Origin of the sequence: Fulvivirga maritima (assembly GCF_021389955.1) — a bacterium.
Classification (GTDB): domain Bacteria; phylum Bacteroidota; class Bacteroidia; order Cytophagales; family Cyclobacteriaceae; genus Fulvivirga; species Fulvivirga maritima.
In genome coordinates, this window is sequence record NZ_CP089980.1 from 3,037,629 (window position 1) to 3,058,993 (window position 21,365).

The following is a 21,365-nucleotide window of genomic DNA, read 5'->3' on the forward strand; positions in this document are numbered from 1 at the left end:
GAAGAATGTTTCGAGGGGCCTCAATCTGACCTGACAGTTACTTTTGAGGAAGCCTTTTTTATTTGCCTTGATATTCAGGATTTCTTTTTTCTATGAAAGCTTTCATCCCCTCTTTTTGATCTTCAGAGGAAAAGGTTAAGTAAAAATTCTTTCTTTCAAAGTGTAAGCCTTCATCTAAGTGAGTTTCAAAAGCTCTATTTACGGCTTCTTTGGCTAACTGTGCGGCTACAGGAGACATGGCGGCAATGGTTTCTGCCAGCTTGGCTGTTTCTTCTAAATACAGTTCTACAGGCACTATTTTATTGATCAGTCCATAATTTAAAGCTTCTTCCGCTGAGATAAAGCTGCCGGTAAGTACCATTTCCATTGCTTTAGCTTTCCCAATGGCCTTGGTAAGGCGCTGAGTGCCACCCGCCCCGGGCATAATACCTATTTTAATTTCTGGTTGTCCAAATTTCGCCGTTTCAGAAGCCACAATCATATCACAGGTCATGGCTAGCTCACATCCGCCGCCCAGAGCAAAACCTGATACTGCCGCAATCAGAGGCTTTTTAGTTTTTTTGATCAGGTCCCAGGTTTTAAACTGATCTATGGCTACCATATCGATAGTCTTTTTATCCGCCATTTGTTTGATGTCTGCACCGGCGGCAAAAGCTTTTTCATTGCCTGTTATAATAATAACCCTTACATTGGTGTCAGCATCAAGGGTAGTGAGCGTTTGCTGCAGCTCTTGCATTAGCTCCATGTTTAAGGCATTTAGTTCTTTGGGCCGATTGAGTTGTATGAGTGATACATAGGGCCGGTACTGTTCAGTGAGTTGTATATATTTCATAGCATGAGGATTTCATGCTCAATAAAATGAAAAGCCGCCTTTTTTCAAAGGCGGCTTCAACTAACCATACTAAACAGGTGAGTAAAAAAAGTGCTATGTACCGATTAATATTACAAGGTGGAGATAAGTAACCGTTTGCTTAATCTTTTGTTGATTAATAATCATTAACGTGGCAAAATGGCTATTATGACCTTTATTTGCACTCATTAATGCTCACATAATAATCTGATATAAAATGATAAATGTATTATTTGTATGCCTGGGAAATATTTGTAGGTCACCGCTGGCCGAAGGCATATTTTCTCATAAAATAAAAGAAAGAGGAATTGAGAATCTCTTTAATGTAGACTCATGTGGTACAAGTCAATATCATATTGGAGAGCAGCCCGACCCCCGTACAGTGGCTAATGCTAAAGAGAACGGGATTATCCTTGATCATGAAGCCAGACAGTTTTCTAAAGTAGATTTTAAGGCCTTTGATTATATTCTTGCCATGGATAAGGCAAATTATGATGTAATAGAAAGGCATGATCAAAATCAGCATTATACTGATAAATTTTACCTCATGCGCGATTTTGATCCTGACTTTAAAGGTGAAGATGTACCTGATCCTTATTTTGGTGGAGAGGCCGGGTTTCAACATGTTTTTGAAATAGTAGACCGCTCAGTAGATAGCTTCCTTGAATTTCTAATTAAGGAGCATGACATTAAAGAATCAGGGGCTAATTAGAGCCCTGTAGTTCTTTCTTGATATTTGTTCTAAGAGAATTTTTTTATCAGTTCTGTATGAATTAAGGGTTTCCTGTTGGTAATTTTTTAAAGTGATCAGCTGTAAACCGTTGTTATATCTAATATCAAAATGATCCTTTAATGAAAGGACTAGTTTTTGAATTTTGCTGATGTCATTATCAATAACTATTGAAAATGAAATAGCAGAATTCTGCATGATGTTGATTTTGATATTGTTTTCTGATAGCTTTTTAAAAATTAGACTGAGGTTGTCTTCGTTTACAAAGGTGAAATCTATCACTTTAAAAGAAATAAGGCACTGATCATTTTTAATGATAATAGTAGGAGGAAGGCTCTCTTTTAAAGTGCATTCATGAATTATGGTGCCGGGTTCATTGGGGTGATCAAAACTTTTTACATGTAACGGAATGCCTTTGTTAGCCAAAGGTTTAATGGTCTTTGGGTGAATTACATTGGCTCCGTAATAGGTCATTTCAGCCGCTTCCTGATAAGGTAGTTCATCAAAAAGGACGGCATCTTTTACTAATTTAGGGTCTGCATTGAGAATGCCTGGCACATCTTTCCATACTGTTACAGAGTCAGCAGAAAGACATGATGCAAAAATAGCTGCTGAGAAGTCTGACCCTTCTCTTCCTAAAGTGGTTGTAAGTCCATTTTCCGCCTTGCCAATAAAGCCTTGGGTTACTAATACGTTGTTTTGAGCCAGGCTATGGATGTCATGTCTTATTAGCTCTTCCGTAAGTTTCCAGTCTACATGGCCTTCTCTGAAATTATTGTCAGTTCTAACATATTCTCTGGCGTCAATCCATTGTGATGGGGTGCCGCAATGATCAAGATAAGCGGCTATAATATTTGAAGATATTAACTCTCCTTTAGAGACCACCTGATCATATAATTCATTATAATCAGCTGATGATTGAAGTGATGCTCTTAAGTCAGAAATATGATCTATCAGACTATTGAAAATGTCATGATTAGCAGGAAAGAGCTCACTGCTTATGTTCATATGAAAATCAAGAAGTGCCTTTAAATTCTTATCAGTAGCAGCTTCATCAGTTCTTTCTTTGAGGAGTAGCTCTAAATTATTGGTGGTTTTGCCCATAGCGGACACCACTACTAATAGGTCAGAGTCTTTATGGTCTGAAACAATCTGGCACATATTTTTTATTGCCAGAGCATTTTTTATGGAGGCACCACCAAACTTAAATACTTTCATAAGGTCTAAAAATTGGACGGTAATTTTTAAGTGTTTATTTTAAGGTACCAAGTTGCACCTAATATTTTAAAAACTAAAGACTTTGCTCATTTATGGAAGACTCTAGGATTGCCCTGCCCATCGGTACTACCCTGGATAGATTTATCAAAAAAAAACAGGATGAGTTTCAATATGCCACCGGAGAACTGTCACAGTTGCTGCGGGATATTGCACTAGCCGGGAAAGTGGTAAATAGGGAAATTAATAAAGCCGGACTCATTAATATTATAGGTCCTATTGGCTCTCAAAATGTTCAAGGAGAAGATCAGCAAAAGCTAGATGTACTGGCCAATATCAGGTTTATTAGAGCGCTCACCAAGGGGGGCGAGGCCTGTGCCATTGTGTCTGAAGAAGACGAGGAAATCACTGATTTGGAGAATGAAGGAAAGTACGTCATTGCTATTGATCCATTAGATGGCTCTTCTAATATTGATGTAAACGTTTCTGTGGGTACTATTTTCTCTATTTATAGGCGCTTTACTCCGGTAGGTACACCTGTAACTAAGGAAGATGTGTTACAGAAAGGCCAAGAGCAAGTGGCTGCTGGCTATCTGCTATACGGTTCTTCTACTATGTTAGTATACACTACAGGCCATGGTGTAAATGGATTTACTTATGAACCTTCATTGGGAGAGTATTTCCTGTCTCATCCTGACATGACAATTCCTGAAGATGGTAAGGTATATTCTATTAATGAAGGTAGCTATAATAGTTTTGAAGAGCCGGTGAAAGAATATGTAGAATATTGCAAAAGTAATTCTATATCAGCTCGTTATATAGGATCTTTGGTGGCTGATTTTCATCGGAATTTATTAAAAGGAGGCATATATATTTATCCTTCTACGGAAGCTTCTCCTGCAGGAAAATTAAGGTTGTTATATGAGTGTAATGCCTTGGCTTTTATAGTGGAGCAGGCAGGTGGAGATGCCTCTGATGGGGGAAGGCGTATTTTGGAAATACAACCTGAAGAGTTTCACCAAAGAGTGCCATTGTTTATTGGAAGCAAGAAAATGGTAGAAAAGGCTATTTCTTATTATGATTAACTTTGATATTTAATTCGAGTTTCGGCCTTTTGTAATTCTCTTTGTAAAATAAGATCTGTAAGAGAGGCTGCCAGTTGATCTGGAGTTTCTAAGGATATAACTTCTTTTACTTTTTGTTCATCTACATCTATTCTGTAGAGAGAAGTGAGTAATCTGTTAAAATCCTTATTGAGTAAATATTTAATTACCGGAATCAGTTTTTCTCTGATTTCATCAAAGTCATTAACAGATTCCGGTAATGTATTTTCTTCTAAAGAGAGATCTTTATTTACCAGTTGTAACGTATAGTCTAGCTCTTTATCAGTCATTCAACTGTATTAGTCTTTTTTAGTGTCTTCTTTTTCTTCTTGGTCCTCAGCGCTAAGAATTTCAGGAGCGTTTTCTCTAAGGGCACCGTACCAGTTAACCACTTTTTTTATGTCAGACACATATACTCTTTGAGGGTCGTACTCTGGTATAACATGCTTTATGAAAGCTTTAAGCTCGTCAGGTTCAGAGGTGCTGGTTACTCCCAGGTCGTTATCAAATTCTTGGTATATTTTTTTGAACACTTCAGCCAAAGGAGTAGAACCTTCCTGGTCAGTAGTGTAAATAGATATGTCACTGAGTACAGAAATTCTTTGAGTAGCACTGGCTACTAATTTTTGTTTTTTGTCGTCCAGAGACTCTAAAATAACTCCTGAACGAGTAGGTTTTACAATTTTAAAAAGTCCTCCTTTTCCAGAAACTGATGCGATATCACTATAGTCCATATACTTCTTAAGGTTGTGTTTTTATTTGGAGTGCAAAATTAATCAATATTTTTTCTATTTAACAGTAGAAATCAATTGTTGTAAATACAATAATAATTCTTCTTTACCTTCTCCCTTCATAGAAGATGTGATAAAGGTCGGGGGCAATTCTTCCCAGAACTGGCGCAAGTGCCGCTTATACTTAGCTATGGCTGATTGAGTTTTGTTTTTAGATTGCTTGTCAGCCTTCGTGAAGATTAAAGCAAAAGGAATTTGTTGTTCTCCTAACCAATTAATGAATTCAACATCGATAGGCTGAGGAGCTAACCGGGAATCAATTAAAACGAAAATGCAACCTAAATTTTCTCTTAATTTTAGGTAATCATGTATCATGGCTCCCCATTTTTCTTTTTCAGTCTTAGCTACTTTAGCCCATCCATAGCCAGGTAAGTCTACCAGATACCATTCATCGTTAATAAGAAAATGGTTGATCAACTGTGTTTTTCCTGGTTTTCCTGAGACCTTAGCTAACTTACCATGATTAGTAAGCATGTTAATGAGCGAAGACTTGCCTACATTTGACCTGCCTATAAATGCGAATTCCGGTAACCCTGCAGGAGGGCACTGCGTGTAATCGCTGCTACTGGTTATAAAACTCGCTTTTTTGATTTTCATTTTATGAGAACAATTATTTATATTAGGTTTTTTTTAAGCTTACTTAGATTTTTTAACTTAAAGTAATACTTTAATGACAATTATGGTTTATTTTTATCCGCTAATTGAGTTGATGTTACTTCCAAGTGGCTTAGGCTGATTTTTTTTAAACTAATTTTTTTTAAATTGGGTAGCAAATATCATTACAAAATGTATAAAGGGCTTAAATTTTTATTTTTTTCTATACTTCTTTTAAGTTTAACCCGTGTTGGATTCGCGCAGGACGTTGACCCTGAGAACAAGAAGCTTGCTGAAGAGTATGTGATGACTGCAGAGGAGATTATGGCTGCAACCCAGGCTTTGGATCAGGCAAAAGATATGTATGTTTTAGCTGCAGAGGTTGATCCTACCAACATTAAAGCAAACTATATGGCCGGTGATGCCTTTCTGAGAACAGTGGGTAAAGAAAAGGCCGTTCCTTATTTATTGCAGGTTCTGAAATTAGATGCTGAATATAAATTCGATATCATGTATCATATTGGTAGAAGTTATCAATATGGAATGGAGTTTGAAAAGGCTCTTGAGTTTTATGGAAGATATCGAAATAAGCTCATATCAAGAGATGGATACCGAGGAAGGGATAAAACAGCTCTTTCTGAGGTAGAGAGAAGAATTTATGAATGTGAAAACGCTATTGAATTTGTAGCGAACCCTTCACATTTTTCTATTGTAAATGTAGGGAATACTATTAACTCAGAATTTGAGGATTACGCCCCTGTGTTAAACGAAGACGAGACCACAATGGTATTTACCTCAAGGAGAAGAGATGGTAACTTAAACCCTAACGTGGCACCTGATAACAAACCTTATGAAGATATTTTTATTTCACATAAGGAAAATGGTCAATGGCAGTACGCAAAAAACATTGGAGAGGTAATTAACACTGAGTATCATGGTTCTAACCTGGCTCTTTCTGCTGATGGTAATCAGCTTTTTATCTATAAAGATGATAATAATGGAGATATCTATATCTCTGAAAGAAATGAAGATGATACCTGGAGCACACCAGAGCCTTTGAGTGAGAGTATTAACTCAGAAGGTTTTAAAGAAAACGCTGTTTCAATTTCACCTGATGGTCAAACACTTTTCTTTGCAAGTGACAGGCCTGGTGGTTATGGGGGTATTGATATTTATTACAGTACTAAAAATAAAGTAGGAGAGTGGACTCGTTCTAAGAACTTGGGTGAGATGATTAACACCGCCTATGATGATGATGGTCCATTTATAGATTACGACGGTAAGACACTTTATTTTAGTAGCCAAGGAAGAAAAGGTATGGGTGGATATGACATTTTCCGCTCTGTATATGATAGTGCCTCTGGTAAGTGGAGTGAGCCGGAAAACTTAGGCTTCCCTATTAACACTCCTGATGATGATATTTACTTTGTAAGTACAAAAGATGGTATGAGAGGGTATTATGCCTCAGTTCGTGAAGATGGTCAGGGATATACAGATATCTATATGGTTACCGTGCCTCCAGGAAATGAAAATTTAAGGAATTTAACTACTAAAAGAGATTTAGCTCAAGAGGAGAAGCCAAAGGAAACAAAAGAACCTGAAGCCATTGCTCAAGTAGAAGAAACGGAACCTCAGACCAATAATGTGGTGGCCCAGGAAGATCCTGAACCGGAACCAGAACCCGAAACTGATCCAGAACCTGAACCTGAACCACAGCCTGTAGTTCAGAGGAAACCAGATTTACAGCCTGTAACTATTACCATAACTGTGGTAGATGAAGACAATAATCCATTGGATGCTAAAGTATCTATGAACAGCGTTGAAGATAATCAGGTAGCGGGAAGAACAAGGGTAAGTGCTGGTGTATTTGAGTTTAAAGTAACTAATGCTACGCCCGTAGCCTACAGTTTGTCTGTGGAAGATGAAGGCTATGTATTCCAAACCTTGAGAGTAGGGGTGAAAGCGGCTACTGAAGAGCCTCAATCAATGAGTAGAAAAGTAGTTATGCGTAAATTAAGAATAGGCACAAGATCTGTTTTAAGAAATATTTACTTCAATTTTGATCAGGCTACTTTCAAACAAGAGTCGTATAATGAGTTGAATAAGTTAGCCAGCATGATGTCTCAAAATCCTGGAATGCACATAGAGATTTCAGGACATACTGATAACATTGGATCAAAGGATTATAATAAATACCTTTCTCAAAAAAGAGCTAATGCAGTGAAGGATTTCTTAGTGAAGAAAGGAATAGATTCCAGAAGAATTTCTTCTGTTGGTTATGGAGAGGAAAGACCTTTAGCTAGTAATGATGATGAAAAGGAAGGTAGAGAATTAAATCGAAGAGTGGAATTCAGTGTTACTGGAGGGAAATAATTAAAAAAAAATTACAATGAGAAGGGAGCTATGTTGGCTCCCTTTTTTATTATACGGTATTTAGTAGGATATTTGCACATCGATTAAATACAGAGGTTAAACTTTAATATTAATTTAATGTCATCAGTACTTCCTTATAAGGAGCAATCAAGTGGTAAGAAGGAGCAGGTTGCGGATATGTTCAATAACATAAGTAAGAAATATGATTTCTTAAATCATTTTCTAAGCTTGGGTATTGATATTCTATGGAGAAAGAAAGCCATAAAAATGTTAAAGCCATATCAGCCCAAGGTAATTCTTGATATTGCTACGGGAACTGCTGATTTTGCAATAGAATCTCTAAAGCTTAATCCAGATCAAGTCATAGGGGTGGATATCTCTGAAGGCATGTTGGCTGTAGGTAGAGAAAAACTCAAAGAACGCAAGCTAGATGATAAAATAGAATTGCGATTGGGAGATTCTGAAAAGCTTCTGTTTGATGACAATAAGTTTGATGCAGTGATCGTTTCTTTTGGTGTAAGAAACTTTGAAAACCTGGAGAAAGGATTGAGTGATATGTATAGGGTTTTAAAGCCCGGTGGTAGAGCGGTGATACTCGAGTTTTCCAGACCTTCAAGATTTCCATTTAGAAATATTTATAATTTTTATTTTAAGGCTATTTTGCCTAAAATCGGGAGAATGGTCTCTAAGGATGGCTCAGCGTATACTTATTTACCTGAATCAGTACAAGCTTTTCCTGACGGAGACAATTTTCTTAAAATTTTCAATAAAGTCGGGTTTAAAAATACTAAATGCAAGCCTTTAACTCTTGGCGTAAGCTCAATATACATCGGGGAAAAATAACCTTTCTGGTATTATTTTTTGTAATAGTTGCAGGTGCCAATGTCGCTCATGCTCAAAGACAAGTAGGAATCAATAATCCTAATTATGATGACAAGTTTTTGAGCTATGGCTTTTTAATAGGTATACATACTTCTGCGTATCAAATAAAACATTCTGATCTATTTGTAGATAGATCGATGGACTCATTATACTCAATAAGTCCAAAGTGGTCTGCAGGTTTTGCGTTGGGTTTTATTGTTAATATGCATTTAACTGATTTCTTAGATGTAAGAGTATTGCCTACAGTGGCCTTTTATGAGCACTCCATTGATTATCAACGGCTCGATGATCCTCCTATTTTGGAGACCGTAGAGACTACCGTAGTAGAGATGCCTGTGCTACTTAAATATAAATCAGAGAGAAGGGGGAATACCCGAATGTATCTTGTTGGTGGATTAAAGCCTGGTTACGAAGCCGCCGGTAAAAATGACGTGGAATTTGTGGGCGATGATAACCTAAGTATTAAAGAGTTTAATCTTTCTTTGGATGTAGGTTTCGGTTTAGATATTTATTATCCACTTTTCAAATTCTCTCCAGAGATTCGTTTCTCTCGAGGAATTACCAATATTTTAGGTTCTGCCGAGAATCAATTTAGCGCTGGAATCGACAGGATCAATACCAATACCATTACTTTATATTTACTATTTCAATAATGTCTAATAAGAAAGCACTTGTTACAGGGGCTACTTCCGGAATCGGGCTGGCTACCGCTAAAATTTTAGCTGATAATAACTATGATGTAATTATTTGTGGTAGGCGAAAAGATCGCTTAGATACACTAGCTGCTGAGCTATCAGCAAAGGTGGAGGTGAAGATATTGGCTTTTGATGTTAGTAAGAAGGACGAAGTAAAGACGGCCTTTGATTCACTCTCAGGTGATTGGAGAGCAATTGACGTGCTTATTAATAATGCAGGCAATGCCCACGGCTTATCCCCCTTAAATGAGGGAGATTTGGATGACTGGGATGCTATGATGGATATTAATGTAAAAGGCCTACTTTATGTCTCTAATGAAGTGATTCCTGAGATGGTGAATAGAAAGAAGGGGCACATAGTAAATATAGGCTCTATAGCGGGCAAAGAGGTTTACCCTAATGGTAATGTATACTGCGCTTCTAAACATGCCGTAGATGCTATTAATAAGGGAATGCTCATAGATCTAAACCAATATAACATAAAAGTGACAGCCATCAATCCTGGTTTGGTAGAAACAGAGTTTTCACAAGTTAGATTTAAAGGAGATACTGAAAGAGCTGACAAGGTTTATCAGGGCTTTGATCCGTTAGTAGCTCAAGATATAGCAGAGACCATACTCTTTGTGGTGAGCAGACCTGCACATGTTAAAATTTGTGATTTAACAATATTTCCTACAGCACAGGCCAGCGCTACTATTCTTCATAAATCAGAATAGATCTTTTAATGTAGCAGGGTCAATATCATGAACCCCTGTAAAAGTGGTAACTTTAGGAGAGACTTCTAGTCTGGAAGATAGAGTTTGCATTTCAGTAAGTCTCTCTTCTGTTATGAAAGGGTCTTCAGTGCCATATACGTAGTGGATCTCTTTATTTTGAATGATCATAGAAGCCTTTTCAAAGTCCATGTCAGGAGGGAAAATGCCTGCCCATAGAATCAGTCTGTCGAATGAAACTAATCCATTAACAGCCCATCTGCTCGCTGTAGCGGCTCCTTGTGAAAACCCTAGCAAAGTGATATTAGGTAAGTTTGAAGGTGGAAAAATACTAAGTACATTACTATATATCTGATTTAGGTAGCTGATGTAATTAGCAATGTCCGTTAACCTTTCTTCCTTTGTCATCCAAGTGGCGCCCACTCTACCAGAAAAGCCCTTTAAATAGAATCGAGACAGCCCTTCTGGAGCAATTATACAGGTATCCTCATTTTCGATGCCTTGGAACTTACGAATGAAATATTTGGCCTGCTGACCATAGCCATGTAAAACAAAAACAATCTTTTTTGTATGCTCGTTTAGTTCACCGAGTTGAAAATAGCGGGCCTCGAATCCGAATTTGACACTGTGTTGTCTCATTATGGGAATAAAAAAACAGGTCACTTGTTGAAAGTGACCTGTGATTTATCTGCTTAATTCTTTATTATCGTTTGAAGCCTAAAGCACTTCCTCCACAGAATTCCGTACTGTTATCAAACGTGTACTGAATATAATATATACCTGTTGTATTGCAAGGATATGCGATAGCTGAAATGTATTGCCCGTTGATTTTACTGGTTGCTACCTGATTTCTATTACTATCAAATAAAGAAACCACGATACCGTCAGTGCCAGAACCTGTAGCGCAAACATTAATCATATATTGAGTGCCTTTTGTAAATACATAAGAGTATTCCACTTTGGTTTTAGCCCCACCTTGACCATCAATTTTATAACTCTTTAAAAAGTTAAAGCCTGAGGCTAATTTTGGTATACAGGCATCAGTATATTGCTCTGGGTTGCATTGTCCATTTACTTTCCCTGAAAATAGAAAGAACAAACCCACAACAAAAGTTGAATAAATAGCCTTTTTCATATTTTAAAATGTTTTCCTCTTAACTGATTATATTTTTTCTAATTGATGAAACAAGATTGCTAATGGTCTCTACATTCTCATTAGTAATTTTGATTTCACTGGTGCTGTTATCTTTAATAACCATTACACCATCTACAATCTCGAAAGTTGATTCTTTATAAGTTTTTACTATCTCTACAGATTCATAAACTTTTTGCAACTCTCTCATCTCTCCCAAAAGTGATGCCATATTTGGATCTTTTTGCTCATAAAATGATAAAAGTTGAACAACGTTGTCTAAAATGATCTTTTGTTCACCGATAGTTTCTCTAAGATCTTTATTGTCGGGGTTTTTTGCATATACCTGACAAGTGATATGCATAGCCTCCAACCAGCCTCCTGTAAGTGATAACACACTTAGGTTAGCTCTGTTTTGATCCTGAAGGTATTTATTGATGCTATTGAAGTTTTGAGTAGTAATAAGTAGCAAAGAATCCAGGTTCTTACTGTTAGTTGCTAGTCTACCAATAGTCTCAATATCAAAAAACTGACCAATGCTTAAGCTTTCAGCAAGTTCTTTAATAGATGACATGTATTCAATCCCATCTTGGTTCTGCTCATAAATGTTAGTATAACCTAAGTCAGTACCATATATTCCTAAGTTTAGAGATTTCTGATAGTTGCTGTTGTATTTTGAAATATTATCCGGTGAATTTAAAATAGAACGGTCATATTTAGTGCCGGATTCTTTTAATAATACCGAAATTTCAAGAGGCGAAGGTATTTGCTGAATAATGCTACTAATAACTTCTTCAGATATTGCTGGTCCCTCTACCTCTGCGGAATCAAGCCCTTCTAAAAAAGCTGCTTCATCAGGCTTCTTGCTTGAATTACAAGCAACAATAAAAATCAGAATAAGCCCTAGTGGTAATATCCTCATAGATAAAAAATTAAGTGATAACAAAATTAAAAATTCATATTTCTATTACAAATAAATATTTGGTTTAAGCTAAATTCAGTCTTTCTTTTTAAAAGAAAAGTCGATTTTACCAAACGCCTCAAGACCTTTGCGTAACACTTCAAAATAAAGCATAATATAAAGAATTAAGGTCATTAACCAAATCACTAAAATATTAAAGTAGAACGTATCTATCTCTAAACCGAAAATATTTTTGGTAGGAGCAAAGAAGTGAGTTCTGTAGTTAAGTGGATTTGTAGGAATGTCTGGCTCGTTATATACAGGGTTAATTCGTTGTAATAACTTGCCTTCATGCTCCATAATCCTTTCTTTAACATTAATATTAGTAACTAAGTCTGCTAAACTTTCATTAAAGTATTTGTCTTTATATTCGTTTAGGTCATAGTCTTCCTGCTGTTCTAGAGAAAACATTAATTTTTCTCTTTGAGCAACTATTCTGTTAAAAATGTCTTGATAGTAAGTTTTGTAATTGGCCAGGTAAGCCTGAAGGGCAGTGTTTACCTGATCATTATAACCATCTATGGAAAGATCTTTTTCTACGTTTATGTTTTTAAGCCCATCTTTATAAGGATCTCCATTTATCTCTTCTCTTAAGATATGGAAATCTTTTTTTACAATATTGATGATAGAGTCATTGTCAGAAGTATAATTGTCATGAACAAATGACTGATATTCCTTTAGTTTCTCTACTAAATAGGCTGCTTTAAAGTCTGCTTGAGATTCGAATTTTTCGAATTCATAATATGGTGCCTCATACGGGTTATTCTTAAACTGATAGACCGCCATGGCTTCATATGCCCAACGAGAGGCCATAAGGTCTGCTACTACAGGTACCTTTCCTTTAGTACTAATAAGGTTATTTAGTTTATCGAAGTTGAATAACAGGCCACTTAGAATCATTTGAGGTATAAGCAGTAATGGGATCATTACATATACCGTAACAGCAGAATTAAAGGCGCTGGAGATGTTAAGACCTATTACGTTAGCCATGCATGAGCATGTAAACAGTACAAACCAAAATGGTATGGTCATGGCCTTAATCTCTAGTATTAAATGACCTACAATAACGTAGGAGAGGGTCTGTAGTGCTGAAAACGCAAATAGAATAGTTAATTTTGATACTAAATAACTATTCCAACTCAAGTTTAAGAAAGACTCTCTTTTGAGTATTTTCCTGTCTCTTATAATTTCTTCAGCACTTACGGTGAGCCCCATAAACAGGGCTACTACTATACTCATAAGCATAAATGCAGGTATATTTTCATTAAACCTGAAGATATACTCATCCCCTCTTGGGGAACTCTTATATCTAATAATAAAGGCGAGTATTATAGCCAATAAGGGAGCTTCTAATAAGTTAATAAGCAAGTATTGCTTATTGCTTAATTTGCTAAGCAAGTCTCTCTTGGTGAAGATAAATGCCTGCTTAAGCTTATTAGGGATATCTAAAGAGTGAGGTGGTTCTTCTTTGACTTCCTCTACTTTTTGGATATTAAAGTTTTCTTTGAAGCTATCGTTCCATTGCTTAGGGTTCACCTTACGCTTATTCGTAAGTTGCCCATATTCATCTACTACTTTAGCTTCAATTATGTTAAATATTTGCTCAGGGTTTACGTTACCGCAGACTTCACATTGACCTCTTTGGCTATCAACCTGGTTGGTGGCTTTTTTAAAGTAGCTCACAGCTTCTACAGGGTTGCCATAGAATACAGGATAGCCGCCAGTATCCATAATGTACATCTTATCAAACATTTTATAGATGTCTGATGATGGCTGGTGTATTACTACAAATATCAACTTGCCTTTTAAAGAGAGTTCTTTTAAAAGGTCAATTACATTTTCTGAATCTCTTGAAGAAAGTCCTGATGTGGGTTCATCTACAAAAAGAATACCCGGCTCTCTAATTAGTTCAAGAGCTATGTTCAATCTCTTTCTTTGCCCCCCCACTAATGGTTTTATCTAGAACACTACCAACTTTTAGATCCTTTCTTTGATCTAGCCCCAGGCTTTCTAATACATCCATTACTCTTTTTTGCAGCTGCTCTTCAGTGAAGTTGGCAAAGCAGAGTTTGGCATTATAATAAAGGTTCTGATAAACGGTGAGTTCTTCAATAAGGAGGTCATCCTGAGAGACATAACCAATTACTCCATGAATTTCATCTTTGTTCTCAAAAATGTCATAGCCATTGATCTCGATACTACCTACTGTCGGCTTTTCGATTCCAGCTAATACATTGAGTAAAGTGGTTTTTCCCGCTCCACTGGCACCCATTATACCTATTAATTTTCCAGGACCTTCAGCTATCTGAACATCTCTTAGGCCTAAACCGCCATTAGGAAACCTAAACTCTTTAATCTGAGCATTAAAGGAAAGTTTAGTAGTGTTAGACTCTTCATTAAATAGAGCGATTAAATCACTATAGTATAACGCGGCACCTTGCGGGGTTTTTATGGTACTTCCGTGAGAATAAAGGTAGACCCTGTTACGCTGCATGGTAAAACCATTCAATACCAGGTCATCTTTACCTATGTATTTGGTGAAATACATGTCAACACTCTTCACTTTCAGGAAGATAAGGTTTCCATGTATCTCTGTTTTTATATGCTTATAATCTTTTTCAGGGTCGTCCTCGTCCTTATTAGCAATAAGAATATCACTAAAATTGATACTCTCAATATCTTCTTGAAGTACAAAGGCTTCTATGTACTTATACTCATCTTTAACTATGTTAAAGACATTACTGATAGTATCAATAATCTCCATTCGTTGGGGAGTAAAGTTTTTATCAGCCCCAACGAGTTCAAGGATTTTAATAAGTACAACAACCTTTTGTTTTTGAGTAAGGGTTTTATTTATTTTTTTACATAGACCCAGCGTTTTTACTGAATCCCTTACAGAAGTTAGTTTCTTCTTTTTTACAGGTTCATCTTCTTCAGGATTTTCTGAGTACCCTGAATATTTATCGTACAATTCTAAGTACTCTTTTACAGAATCCTGATCTAGTTCCTGCTTAAAAAAACTGATAACAAAAAGCCTTTCCTTTTCGGTTACACCTCCATCTTGTTTAGTGATAATAGCGAATAGTTGGGTAAGAGCTTTAAGTATTTCCTCACTCATATATTGGTCCTCCTATGGGAGAATTTGAAAAAGTTTAAAAAATAAAATATTAATAAGTTTTGAATTCGAAAGGAATCTCAACTAGTTCAGAGAATTCTTCACCAGCTTCTTCCATATCTTCATCATCTTCATGAAAATACCAAATAATAGTAACACCGTCAATATCTTCAAGAGCAGACAGTACGTCTAATATAAGCTTTGAAGAAGCGGTATTGAAATATTCAAGTTTAAACATGAATTCTGTTGATGGATTAGGAGATCCAGAATATTCGCTGATCCAATCCAAAACAGGTTGATAAAATTCGGCTGAATCTTCAGGAAGAGAACGTCCTGAAATTTCGTAAATGCCATTTCCTTTATCCAATATTATTTTAGGGGTATCTTCTGTGCCTTCTAAATTAAGTATATCCATTGTTTATATTTTTTAAAAAATAGTAGTTGTCAATTATTAAGATCTTGCTATGCACGATTTTAAACAGAAGAATGAATTTCCATCTTCCATTTCTAGAAAATCAAAATCCAGCTTTTGACCTGACTTACGAGCCATGTCTACGAATCCTAATCCAGCTCCACCTTTGTCAGATATCTCTGTACTTTTTATAATGTCTTTGTATAATCCTTTTAGGCCATCTTTATCAAGACTGTTGATGTGCTCCAGCTTTTCTTTAAGTGAAGCTACGTTTTCACGCCTAATAGGGTTGCCAGAAATTATGATGTATTCGTTTTCGTGCTTTCCAATCATGAAAACAGCCGCATGATTATGGTCTACTTCGTCAGCGTGCTTCACAATATTTTGTAGGCACTCAACCATAACATTAAATACTTTTCTTTTGGTACTAGACTCTTCCCCAGATGAATCCATGTTTCTCTCCGCCATCGCTAGCACAGATTTGGTTATTTCCTGAGTGAATTCACCTTCATAAACCAAAATTAGATGGTGGTCTAGCATGGTTTGGTGTAAATCGAAAATATACTTCATAAGTTGTTTTGTGTTTAAATCTTATTGCCGATTATTTTTCTTTTATTTCATCACTAGCGGAGGTAATTTGGCCTCCAAAATACTACAATTAATCCTTATTCTCTAGAATTTTATGCCTATTAATAGAACATCATCGGTTTGCTTTTCTTCGCTTTTCCAATCTTCCCATTCTTTATCAATAATTTTATAGGCTTCTTGCATAGGTTTATCGTGTATCTCAGTAATAATTTCCCTTGTTCGTTTAGGACCGAATTTACGATTATTAGGTCCTCCAAACTGATCAGGGAAACCGTCAGAACAGAAGAAGAAGGAATCTCCTTTTGAAAGACTTATCTTGTGATTAGTGAAGTTTGTTTGGTTCTTATAGATACCGCCACCAATCGCAAATTTATTTCCTTTTATCTCCTGCATTTCTCCATCCTTCATTACATATAAAGGTCTGTGAGCTCCTGCGTATTCTACTGTCTGTTTTTTAACATTTATCTTACAAAGAGCGATGTCCATACCATCTTTGGTTTTAGAATCGTCCTGATCTTGTCTTAACGTGGTAGTTACACCATCATCTAACTGATCCAATATTATTCCTGGATCTGATATTTTTCTACTTCTTACGATATCATTAAGCAAGAAGTAACCAATTAATGATAGCAACGCTCCTGGTACTCCATGACCGGTACAGTCTACCGCTGCCATATAAATATCATCACCTACCTGTACGTACCATGGGAAGTCACCACTAACTACATCTTTTGGTTTATACAAAATAAAGGAGTCAGGTAATACCTTGTTGATTACAGAGTTGTTAGGAAGGATAGCATTTTGAATACGTTTGGCGTAATTAATACTATCTGCAATCTTCTTGTTTTTATTCTGTATCTCAAGTTCTATGATTTTTCTATCGGTGATATCATGAGATACTACAAGAACAGATTCTAGTACTTCTGATTCATCATATTCAGGGATAGCATTTACCTGCATTACTCGGTCTCCCATCTCTGAAGGGAAGTCCATTTCGGTGGTAATCGATGAATTAGAAGCATTAACCTCTTCAACTATTTTAAGCCAGCTTTCTAAAACTTGCTGATGCAGATCAGTCTCATTTACCTTATGGTTAAGGTAGTCAACCGGCTTCTTACCAGTATAGTCTTCAATTACCGGGTTAATGTAAGATATGCTGTCAGACTCTAACCTTGCAATAAGGTCTACTGAGTTTTCAGAAAGAGCCTGCATTTTACTTCTCATTCTTTGCTCTTGCTCAGCTCTTCTTCTTTCCGTAATATCAGTTGAGTTAACAATTAAACCATGGATGGCTGGGTTAGACATGAAGTTAGTACCTGTAGATTCTAACCAAATGTAATTGCCTTCTTTTGTTTTGTACTCGTACTGGATAGTTACTTGTTCTTCAGGGTTTTCTTTCAACTCCTTGAACATGTTTTTAAAGGCTTCTACTCCTTCAGGGTGTACCTTGTTGATGTCAGATATACCCATCATCTCTTTTTGAGAGAATCCTAGAATAGGTTCTACGGAAGGACTTATATATCTGATAGTTTCATCTTCTTCGTAGATGGTAATCACCTCAGAGGCATTTTCAAGTAGTAACTGCATCCTTTTCTGAGTGCGGTTTACTTCTTCTATTTGCTCTTCTAGTTTGTTGTTAGAGTTTTGAAGCTCTTCTTGAGTCGCTTGCATCTCTTCAGCATTTTGCCTTAAGATTTCTTGCTTCTCTTGGAGTTCAGCACTCATGGTTTGAGACTCTTGCAACAGTTTTCTTGTTCTTTCATTTACTTTAATGTTGAACACTGTTCTCGCAAGAATCAAACTTAACTCTTCAACGAACCTTACTTTACCCTGATCGAACTTGCCAAAACCAGCAAATTCTAGCACTCCATATACCTTTTCATCTGTAATTAAAGGAACGATGAGTATGCAAGTAGGTCTTTTATCTCCTAAGATACCTGATGTAACGGTTACATAATCAGCAGGTATCTCAGTTCTTAAAATAGTGTCTTTTTCAGCAGCGGCTTGTCCTATAAGGCCTTCAGCAAACCTGAAGGTTCCCTTAAGGTGCTTTTTCCTGTTATAGGCATAGCTTGATGTCATTTCAAGTGCGGGAGAATCTTCATCATCGTTAATGACATAGAATGCTCCTTGTACAGCACTTATCTTGTTAATGATGTATTTGATGGTTTCATCACCAAGGGTTTCTAAATTGTCATGAGCTCTTAAGATCTCGCCAATTTCAGCTACACCAGTTACAATCCAGTTACGTTGCTTGTCTCGCTTTTCTGCTTCGATTAGGTTATCTCTCATGTTTACCAGAGATATACCAAGATCATCTTCCTCGCTTATAGGCTTAAAATTAGCGTCAAAATTTCCTTCTCCAATCTGTTGAGCAAAATGAGCTGTTCTTTTTAAGGTTTGAACCAAATAATTAAGACTTAAGGCCATTGTGCCCAATTCATCATTAGATTTTTTCTCAACTTTTTCAGGAAGGATACCATTACCTACCAGCTCTAATGTTTTCTTTAATGCATCTAGAGGGCGAGTTAAGAAATTAGAGAACAATAGTGATATGAGGGTGGCTATAACAACTATAACTAAGCCTGAGCCTAGTAGTGTATATAAGAATGAATCTATTTCACCGAAAATTTCTTCATTGTCAATTTTAGCAACAAGACCCCATTTTACATTTGGAATAAATCTCCATGCTGCTACTGTTTCTTTACCGCGGTAATCCAGACTATATCCAGCTCCGTTTTGCCCTCGAACAGCATTTTTTAAGGCTGCCGATTTTACTTCACCTTCTTTGTCAGTTCTAAATGAGCTGTCGCTTACATTTCTGGGGTGGTTAAGGAAATTTATAATTTTAGAGACGGTGTCTATTCGAGCAAGTATTACCTCTCCTGTTTTTCCTAAGCCAGTAGAGTCATTAATTTCTGTGTAAGCAGAGGCCATATTTATTTTTAAGAATAAAAGAGCTCTGTTGCCAGATGATAACGTTACTGGAGCACTAGCATATACATAGTCAATTCCTGAATCGTCATCTTTGTGAATATTGCTGAAATTCAGTCCGTTAAGTGTTTCACTTAGCAAACTTGGATCTGAAATATTAGTTTTACTAAGATCGGTAGAGTATAAAACTTTTCCACTGGAATTAGCAATGTAAATGTCTTCGTAATTATTGATGCTTTTTACACTTCCAATAAGAGAGTTGATGTCTTCATCGGAAATAGTAGATACAGGGGGCATTTCTACTCCCATTCCCATGTCGTCTGCTGGTGCCTCTGACGGTGCGCTTTCAAGGTCGTCAAAACCACCTGTCATAGGCATGCTTACAAAATCATCATTAGCCGATTCTTCTGAAAGATCACCTTCGTCTTCAGAAGGGAATTCACTCTCTTCAGCAAAATCACTTACCTCATCAGAAGCTGGAGGGGTAGGAGTGGTGTCAAATCCACCGCTCATATCCATATCCATTCCCATGGATGGTACTTGAGCCACCTTTACTCCTTCTTTCAGTGTTTTGGAGTCCTGGAGGAGTTTTAAGTTAGCAATATGATGATTAAAATAAGTCTCTAATTTGTCTGATTTACTATCTGCGATAACAGTTAAGTTTTCTATATAACCATTGCGGATAGTATCTTTTGCCAGCTTATACGAGAGCAAGCTTATAGCTAACACAGTGAAGATTACCACTGTGGTTACAAGGGCTGTTATTTTTTTACTTATGGTTAATCTATTAAGCATAGATATATATTTTATTCCTGAGTATTTCCTTTACTTGAATCTGATTTTGAACCTGAGGTTTTTAGTTGGTATGTTTTCTTAGATTCACTTTCCAGTACATCTAATGCCTGAGTGAACTGCCTAAAAGTTTCATTAACCATTCTTTCCTCTGTTTTGCCCAAGCTTGTAAAGGAAGCTATTTCGGCAACACCGTATAATTTATCTTTATGTATGATAGGAGTTATCAGTAAGTGAGTAGGAGATGCTGATCCTAACCCAGACATAATTTTGATATATCCTTCAGGGATGTCATCTATCAAAATGGTTTTCTGCTCGGTGGCTACTTGCCCGATGAGTCCTTCTCCAAATTCAAAGTCTAAAGATTTTGATTCAGCCATAGGTAAGGCATATGAAGCTTTTAATGATAGTTTTCGGCTTCCATCGATCTCTGTAGCTTTATAAACAGCACCCAAACCGGCATCCATTTGTTTACATACTTCTACAAGAAGTTCTTTAGCTAATCTGCCTTCATCAGTTTCTTGTGCAAGTATGGTTTTTATTGTGTTTAGATCCAGTGAATGACTGTCATCATCACTGTAATCGTTATTATCGCTATTGTTGTCTGATTTACTGTCTTTCTTTCTATCTACGTAAATCACCTCTTGATTAGAACTTGAAAGGGCCAAGACTAAACTTCCTAAGCCAACGAGCAGTGTTATTCCTGCCACTGCATATAATTTTAAAAAAATAGGTTGGGACGTTGATAGTTTTGATAGGTCAAGGGCTCCATCAGTGATGAGGTCATCTTGTAAATGAAAAAGAACATATGTGGTAAGTATAATACCAGCTACATATAAAGCAATCAGAGCAATGTTCAATTTCCTGAATTTTACCTTCATTTATTTGTATTGTTTATTTAACTCTGAAAAAAAATTTACTATATCATCAGTTTTTAATATATGGTCTATAGGGGTGATGTTCAGGGCCGCTGTTGGCATGGTATCTATCATGCACTCAGATGGCTCTTGTACTATAGTGAGTCCCCCCCTGTTTTTAATATATTTCATCCCAACTGCTCCATCTCTATTAGCTCCGGATAGTAGAATGCCTATGAGTTTGTCTCTATAAACATAGGCAGCTGTACCAAGAGTAATATCTATGGCAGGTCTGGAATTATTAATCATTTCCTCTGTAGAAAGACTAAAATAGTTACCGAGCTCTACTGATAAATGATAATTAGCCGGAGCAAGATATACCTTGCCTCGCTTAATATTTTCTTTATCAAAAGGTTCTGTAACTTCCATTATACTTTTAATGGACAGTGCTTCAACAAAGCCATTTCTGACATGTTTAAGCCTGTGTAAGCACATAATAATGGGTAAGGGGAAGTCTTCAGGTAAGTGAGATAGTATTTTTACTATACCCTGAAAGCTACCTGCTGATCCACCAATTACTACGGCTTTATATTTATTATTTAAATCAAAGCGACTCATCCTAAGATCA

At 36.5% G+C, this 21,365-nt stretch carries 21 protein-coding genes; 6 read left to right on the plus strand and 15 right to left on the minus strand.

Annotated features, from left to right (window positions below; translation table 11 throughout):
- Positions 1–58: 58 nt before the first annotated feature.
- Complete coding sequence (locus LVD15_RS13070) at positions 59–832, minus strand: enoyl-CoA hydratase-related protein (protein WP_233780766.1); 774 nt, start codon at positions 830–832, stop codon at positions 59–61.
- Positions 833–1,067: 235 nt separating this feature from the next.
- Here LVD15_RS13070 and LVD15_RS13075 point away from each other — a divergent pair, with 235 nt between their 5' ends.
- On the plus strand, positions 1,068–1,562 hold the full coding sequence (locus tag LVD15_RS13075) for a low molecular weight protein-tyrosine-phosphatase (RefSeq protein ID WP_233780767.1): 495 nt from the start codon (positions 1,068–1,070) through the stop codon (positions 1,560–1,562).
- Here LVD15_RS13075 and LVD15_RS13080 read toward each other — a convergent pair.
- Complete coding sequence (locus LVD15_RS13080; protein WP_233780768.1) at positions 1,548–2,798, minus strand: aspartate kinase; 1,251 nt, start codon at positions 2,796–2,798, stop codon at positions 1,548–1,550. The genes LVD15_RS13075 and LVD15_RS13080 overlap by 15 nt on opposite strands.
- Before the next feature lie 92 nt (positions 2,799–2,890).
- Between LVD15_RS13080 and fbp the strand changes: the two genes are divergently transcribed.
- Entirely contained in the window at positions 2,891–3,880 is a 990-nt protein-coding gene (gene fbp, locus LVD15_RS13085) for a class 1 fructose-bisphosphatase (protein WP_233780769.1), read from the plus strand.
- Here the strand turns inward: fbp and LVD15_RS13090 are convergent.
- The 3 genes from LVD15_RS13090 to yihA are packed head-to-tail and all read right to left on the minus strand — an operon-like array spanning position 3,877 to position 5,286.
- Positions 3,877–4,188 carry a hypothetical protein gene (locus LVD15_RS13090; RefSeq protein ID WP_233780770.1) on the minus strand — a complete coding sequence of 104 codons (312 nt, stop codon included), beginning with the start codon at positions 4,186–4,188 and terminating at the stop codon, positions 3,877–3,879. The genes fbp and LVD15_RS13090 overlap by 4 nt on opposite strands.
- Positions 4,189–4,197: 9 nt before the next feature.
- Positions 4,198–4,632, minus strand: coding sequence for a DUF5606 family protein (locus LVD15_RS13095; RefSeq protein ID WP_233780771.1), 435 nt, complete (start codon positions 4,630–4,632; stop codon positions 4,198–4,200).
- Positions 4,633–4,686: 54 nt separating this feature from the next.
- Positions 4,687–5,286 carry a ribosome biogenesis GTP-binding protein YihA/YsxC gene (gene yihA / locus LVD15_RS13100; protein ID WP_233780772.1) on the minus strand — a complete coding sequence of 200 codons (600 nt, stop codon included), beginning with the start codon at positions 5,284–5,286 and terminating at the stop codon, positions 4,687–4,689.
- 189 nt (positions 5,287–5,475) lie between these two features.
- Between yihA and LVD15_RS13105 the strand changes: the two genes are divergently transcribed.
- The 4 genes from LVD15_RS13105 (at position 5,476) to LVD15_RS13120 (ending at position 9,949) form a co-directional block, all read left to right on the plus strand.
- Positions 5,476–7,656: an OmpA family protein gene (locus LVD15_RS13105; protein ID WP_233780773.1), complete on the plus strand. Its 2,181-nt coding sequence runs from the start codon at positions 5,476–5,478 to the stop codon at positions 7,654–7,656.
- Positions 7,657–7,773: 117 nt separating this feature from the next.
- A complete protein-coding gene (gene ubiE / locus LVD15_RS13110; RefSeq protein ID WP_233780774.1) occupies positions 7,774–8,499 on the plus strand; it encodes a bifunctional demethylmenaquinone methyltransferase/2-methoxy-6-polyprenyl-1,4-benzoquinol methylase UbiE in 726 nt (241 codons plus the stop codon).
- Positions 8,448–9,191 carry a type IX secretion/gliding motility protein PorT/SprT gene (gene porT, locus LVD15_RS13115; RefSeq protein ID WP_233780775.1) on the plus strand — a complete coding sequence of 248 codons (744 nt, stop codon included), beginning with the start codon at positions 8,448–8,450 and terminating at the stop codon, positions 9,189–9,191. The genes ubiE and porT overlap by 52 nt, the downstream gene beginning before the upstream one ends.
- Positions 9,191–9,949, plus strand: coding sequence for an SDR family NAD(P)-dependent oxidoreductase (locus tag LVD15_RS13120; protein WP_233780776.1), 759 nt, complete (start codon positions 9,191–9,193; stop codon positions 9,947–9,949). The genes porT and LVD15_RS13120 overlap by 1 nt, the downstream gene beginning before the upstream one ends.
- Here LVD15_RS13120 and LVD15_RS13125 read toward each other — a convergent pair.
- The 10 genes from LVD15_RS13125 to LVD15_RS13165 all read right to left on the minus strand — a co-directional run bounded on the left by LVD15_RS13125 (position 9,941) and on the right by LVD15_RS13165 (position 21,355).
- Positions 9,941–10,585 carry an alpha/beta hydrolase gene (locus tag LVD15_RS13125; RefSeq protein WP_233780777.1) on the minus strand — a complete coding sequence of 215 codons (645 nt, stop codon included), beginning with the start codon at positions 10,583–10,585 and terminating at the stop codon, positions 9,941–9,943. The genes LVD15_RS13120 and LVD15_RS13125 overlap by 9 nt on opposite strands.
- Positions 10,586–10,649: 64 nt before the next feature.
- Positions 10,650–11,081 (minus strand): hypothetical protein, encoded by a 432-nt coding sequence (locus tag LVD15_RS13130; RefSeq protein ID WP_233780778.1) that lies wholly within the window; start codon positions 11,079–11,081, stop codon positions 10,650–10,652.
- Positions 11,082–11,100: 19 nt separating this feature from the next.
- Positions 11,101–12,000, minus strand: a complete 900-nt coding sequence (locus LVD15_RS13135; RefSeq protein WP_233780779.1) for a hypothetical protein — start codon at positions 11,998–12,000, stop codon at positions 11,101–11,103.
- A gap of 75 nt (positions 12,001–12,075) precedes the next feature.
- Positions 12,076–13,965: an ABC transporter permease gene (locus LVD15_RS27120; protein ID WP_306416952.1), complete on the minus strand. Its 1,890-nt coding sequence runs from the start codon at positions 13,963–13,965 to the stop codon at positions 12,076–12,078.
- Positions 13,949–15,157: an ATP-binding cassette domain-containing protein gene (locus LVD15_RS27125; RefSeq protein ID WP_306416953.1), complete on the minus strand. Its 1,209-nt coding sequence runs from the start codon at positions 15,155–15,157 to the stop codon at positions 13,949–13,951. The genes LVD15_RS27120 and LVD15_RS27125 overlap by 17 nt, the downstream gene beginning before the upstream one ends.
- 49 nt (positions 15,158–15,206) lie before the next feature.
- Positions 15,207–15,569 (minus strand): DUF1987 domain-containing protein, encoded by a 363-nt coding sequence (locus tag LVD15_RS13145; RefSeq protein WP_202244259.1) that lies wholly within the window; start codon positions 15,567–15,569, stop codon positions 15,207–15,209.
- Between the two features lie 36 nt (positions 15,570–15,605).
- A complete protein-coding gene (locus LVD15_RS13150) occupies positions 15,606–16,136 on the minus strand; it encodes a SiaB family protein kinase (RefSeq protein ID WP_233780780.1) in 531 nt (176 codons plus the stop codon).
- A 102-nt stretch (positions 16,137–16,238) separates the two neighbouring features.
- Positions 16,239–19,883, minus strand: coding sequence for a PAS domain S-box protein (locus tag LVD15_RS13155; RefSeq protein ID WP_233780781.1), 3,645 nt, complete (start codon positions 19,881–19,883; stop codon positions 16,239–16,241).
- Between the two features lie 11 nt (positions 19,884–19,894).
- The gene (locus tag LVD15_RS13160; protein ID WP_233780782.1) at positions 19,895–20,761 is read right to left on the minus strand and encodes a GAF domain-containing protein; all 867 of its coding nucleotides are present in this window, start codon (positions 20,759–20,761) and stop codon (positions 19,895–19,897) included.
- Positions 20,762–21,355, minus strand: coding sequence for a chemotaxis protein CheB (locus LVD15_RS13165; protein WP_233780783.1), 594 nt, complete (start codon positions 21,353–21,355; stop codon positions 20,762–20,764). It abuts the gene before it with no gap.
- Positions 21,356–21,365 lie beyond the last annotated feature (10 nt).

What these genes read in the sequence shown, in the direction of transcription:
- LVD15_RS13080 (WP_233780768.1), bottom strand. Translation starts at nt 2,798, where the DNA reads ATGAAAGTATTTAAGTTTGGTGGTGCCTCCATAAAAAATGCTCTGGCA.
- LVD15_RS13075 (WP_233780767.1), top strand. Translation starts at nt 1,068, where the DNA reads ATGATAAATGTATTATTTGTATGCCTGGGAAATATTTGTAGGTCACCG.
- LVD15_RS13165 (WP_233780783.1), bottom strand. Translation starts at nt 21,355, where the DNA reads ATGAGTCGCTTTGATTTAAATAATAAATATAAAGCCGTAGTAATTGGT.
- yihA (WP_233780772.1), bottom strand. Translation starts at nt 5,286, where the DNA reads ATGAAAATCAAAAAAGCGAGTTTTATAACCAGTAGCAGCGATTACACG.
- LVD15_RS13090 (WP_233780770.1), bottom strand. Translation starts at nt 4,188, where the DNA reads ATGACTGATAAAGAGCTAGACTATACGTTACAACTGGTAAATAAAGAT.
- LVD15_RS13150 (WP_233780780.1), bottom strand. Translation starts at nt 16,136, where the DNA reads ATGAAGTATATTTTCGATTTACACCAAACCATGCTAGACCACCATCTA.
- LVD15_RS13125 (WP_233780777.1), bottom strand. Translation starts at nt 10,585, where the DNA reads ATGAGACAACACAGTGTCAAATTCGGATTCGAGGCCCGCTATTTTCAA.
- LVD15_RS13130 (WP_233780778.1), bottom strand. Translation starts at nt 11,081, where the DNA reads ATGAAAAAGGCTATTTATTCAACTTTTGTTGTGGGTTTGTTCTTTCTA.
- LVD15_RS13120 (WP_233780776.1), top strand. Translation starts at nt 9,191, where the DNA reads ATGTCTAATAAGAAAGCACTTGTTACAGGGGCTACTTCCGGAATCGGG.
- LVD15_RS13105 (WP_233780773.1), top strand. Translation starts at nt 5,476, where the DNA reads ATGTATAAAGGGCTTAAATTTTTATTTTTTTCTATACTTCTTTTAAGT.
- LVD15_RS13095 (WP_233780771.1), bottom strand. Translation starts at nt 4,632, where the DNA reads ATGGACTATAGTGATATCGCATCAGTTTCTGGAAAAGGAGGACTTTTT.
- LVD15_RS27125 (WP_306416953.1), bottom strand. Translation starts at nt 15,157, where the DNA reads ATGAGTGAGGAAATACTTAAAGCTCTTACCCAACTATTCGCTATTATC.
- ubiE (WP_233780774.1), top strand. Translation starts at nt 7,774, where the DNA reads ATGTCATCAGTACTTCCTTATAAGGAGCAATCAAGTGGTAAGAAGGAG.
- fbp (WP_233780769.1), top strand. Translation starts at nt 2,891, where the DNA reads ATGGAAGACTCTAGGATTGCCCTGCCCATCGGTACTACCCTGGATAGA.
- LVD15_RS13155 (WP_233780781.1), bottom strand. Translation starts at nt 19,883, where the DNA reads ATGCTTAATAGATTAACCATAAGTAAAAAAATAACAGCCCTTGTAACC.
- LVD15_RS13145 (WP_202244259.1), bottom strand. Translation starts at nt 15,569, where the DNA reads ATGGATATACTTAATTTAGAAGGCACAGAAGATACCCCTAAAATAATA.
- LVD15_RS13070 (WP_233780766.1), bottom strand. Translation starts at nt 832, where the DNA reads ATGAAATATATACAACTCACTGAACAGTACCGGCCCTATGTATCACTC.
- LVD15_RS13160 (WP_233780782.1), bottom strand. Translation starts at nt 20,761, where the DNA reads ATGAAGGTAAAATTCAGGAAATTGAACATTGCTCTGATTGCTTTATAT.
- porT (WP_233780775.1), top strand. Translation starts at nt 8,448, where the DNA reads ATGCAAGCCTTTAACTCTTGGCGTAAGCTCAATATACATCGGGGAAAA.
- LVD15_RS13135 (WP_233780779.1), bottom strand. Translation starts at nt 12,000, where the DNA reads ATGAGGATATTACCACTAGGGCTTATTCTGATTTTTATTGTTGCTTGT.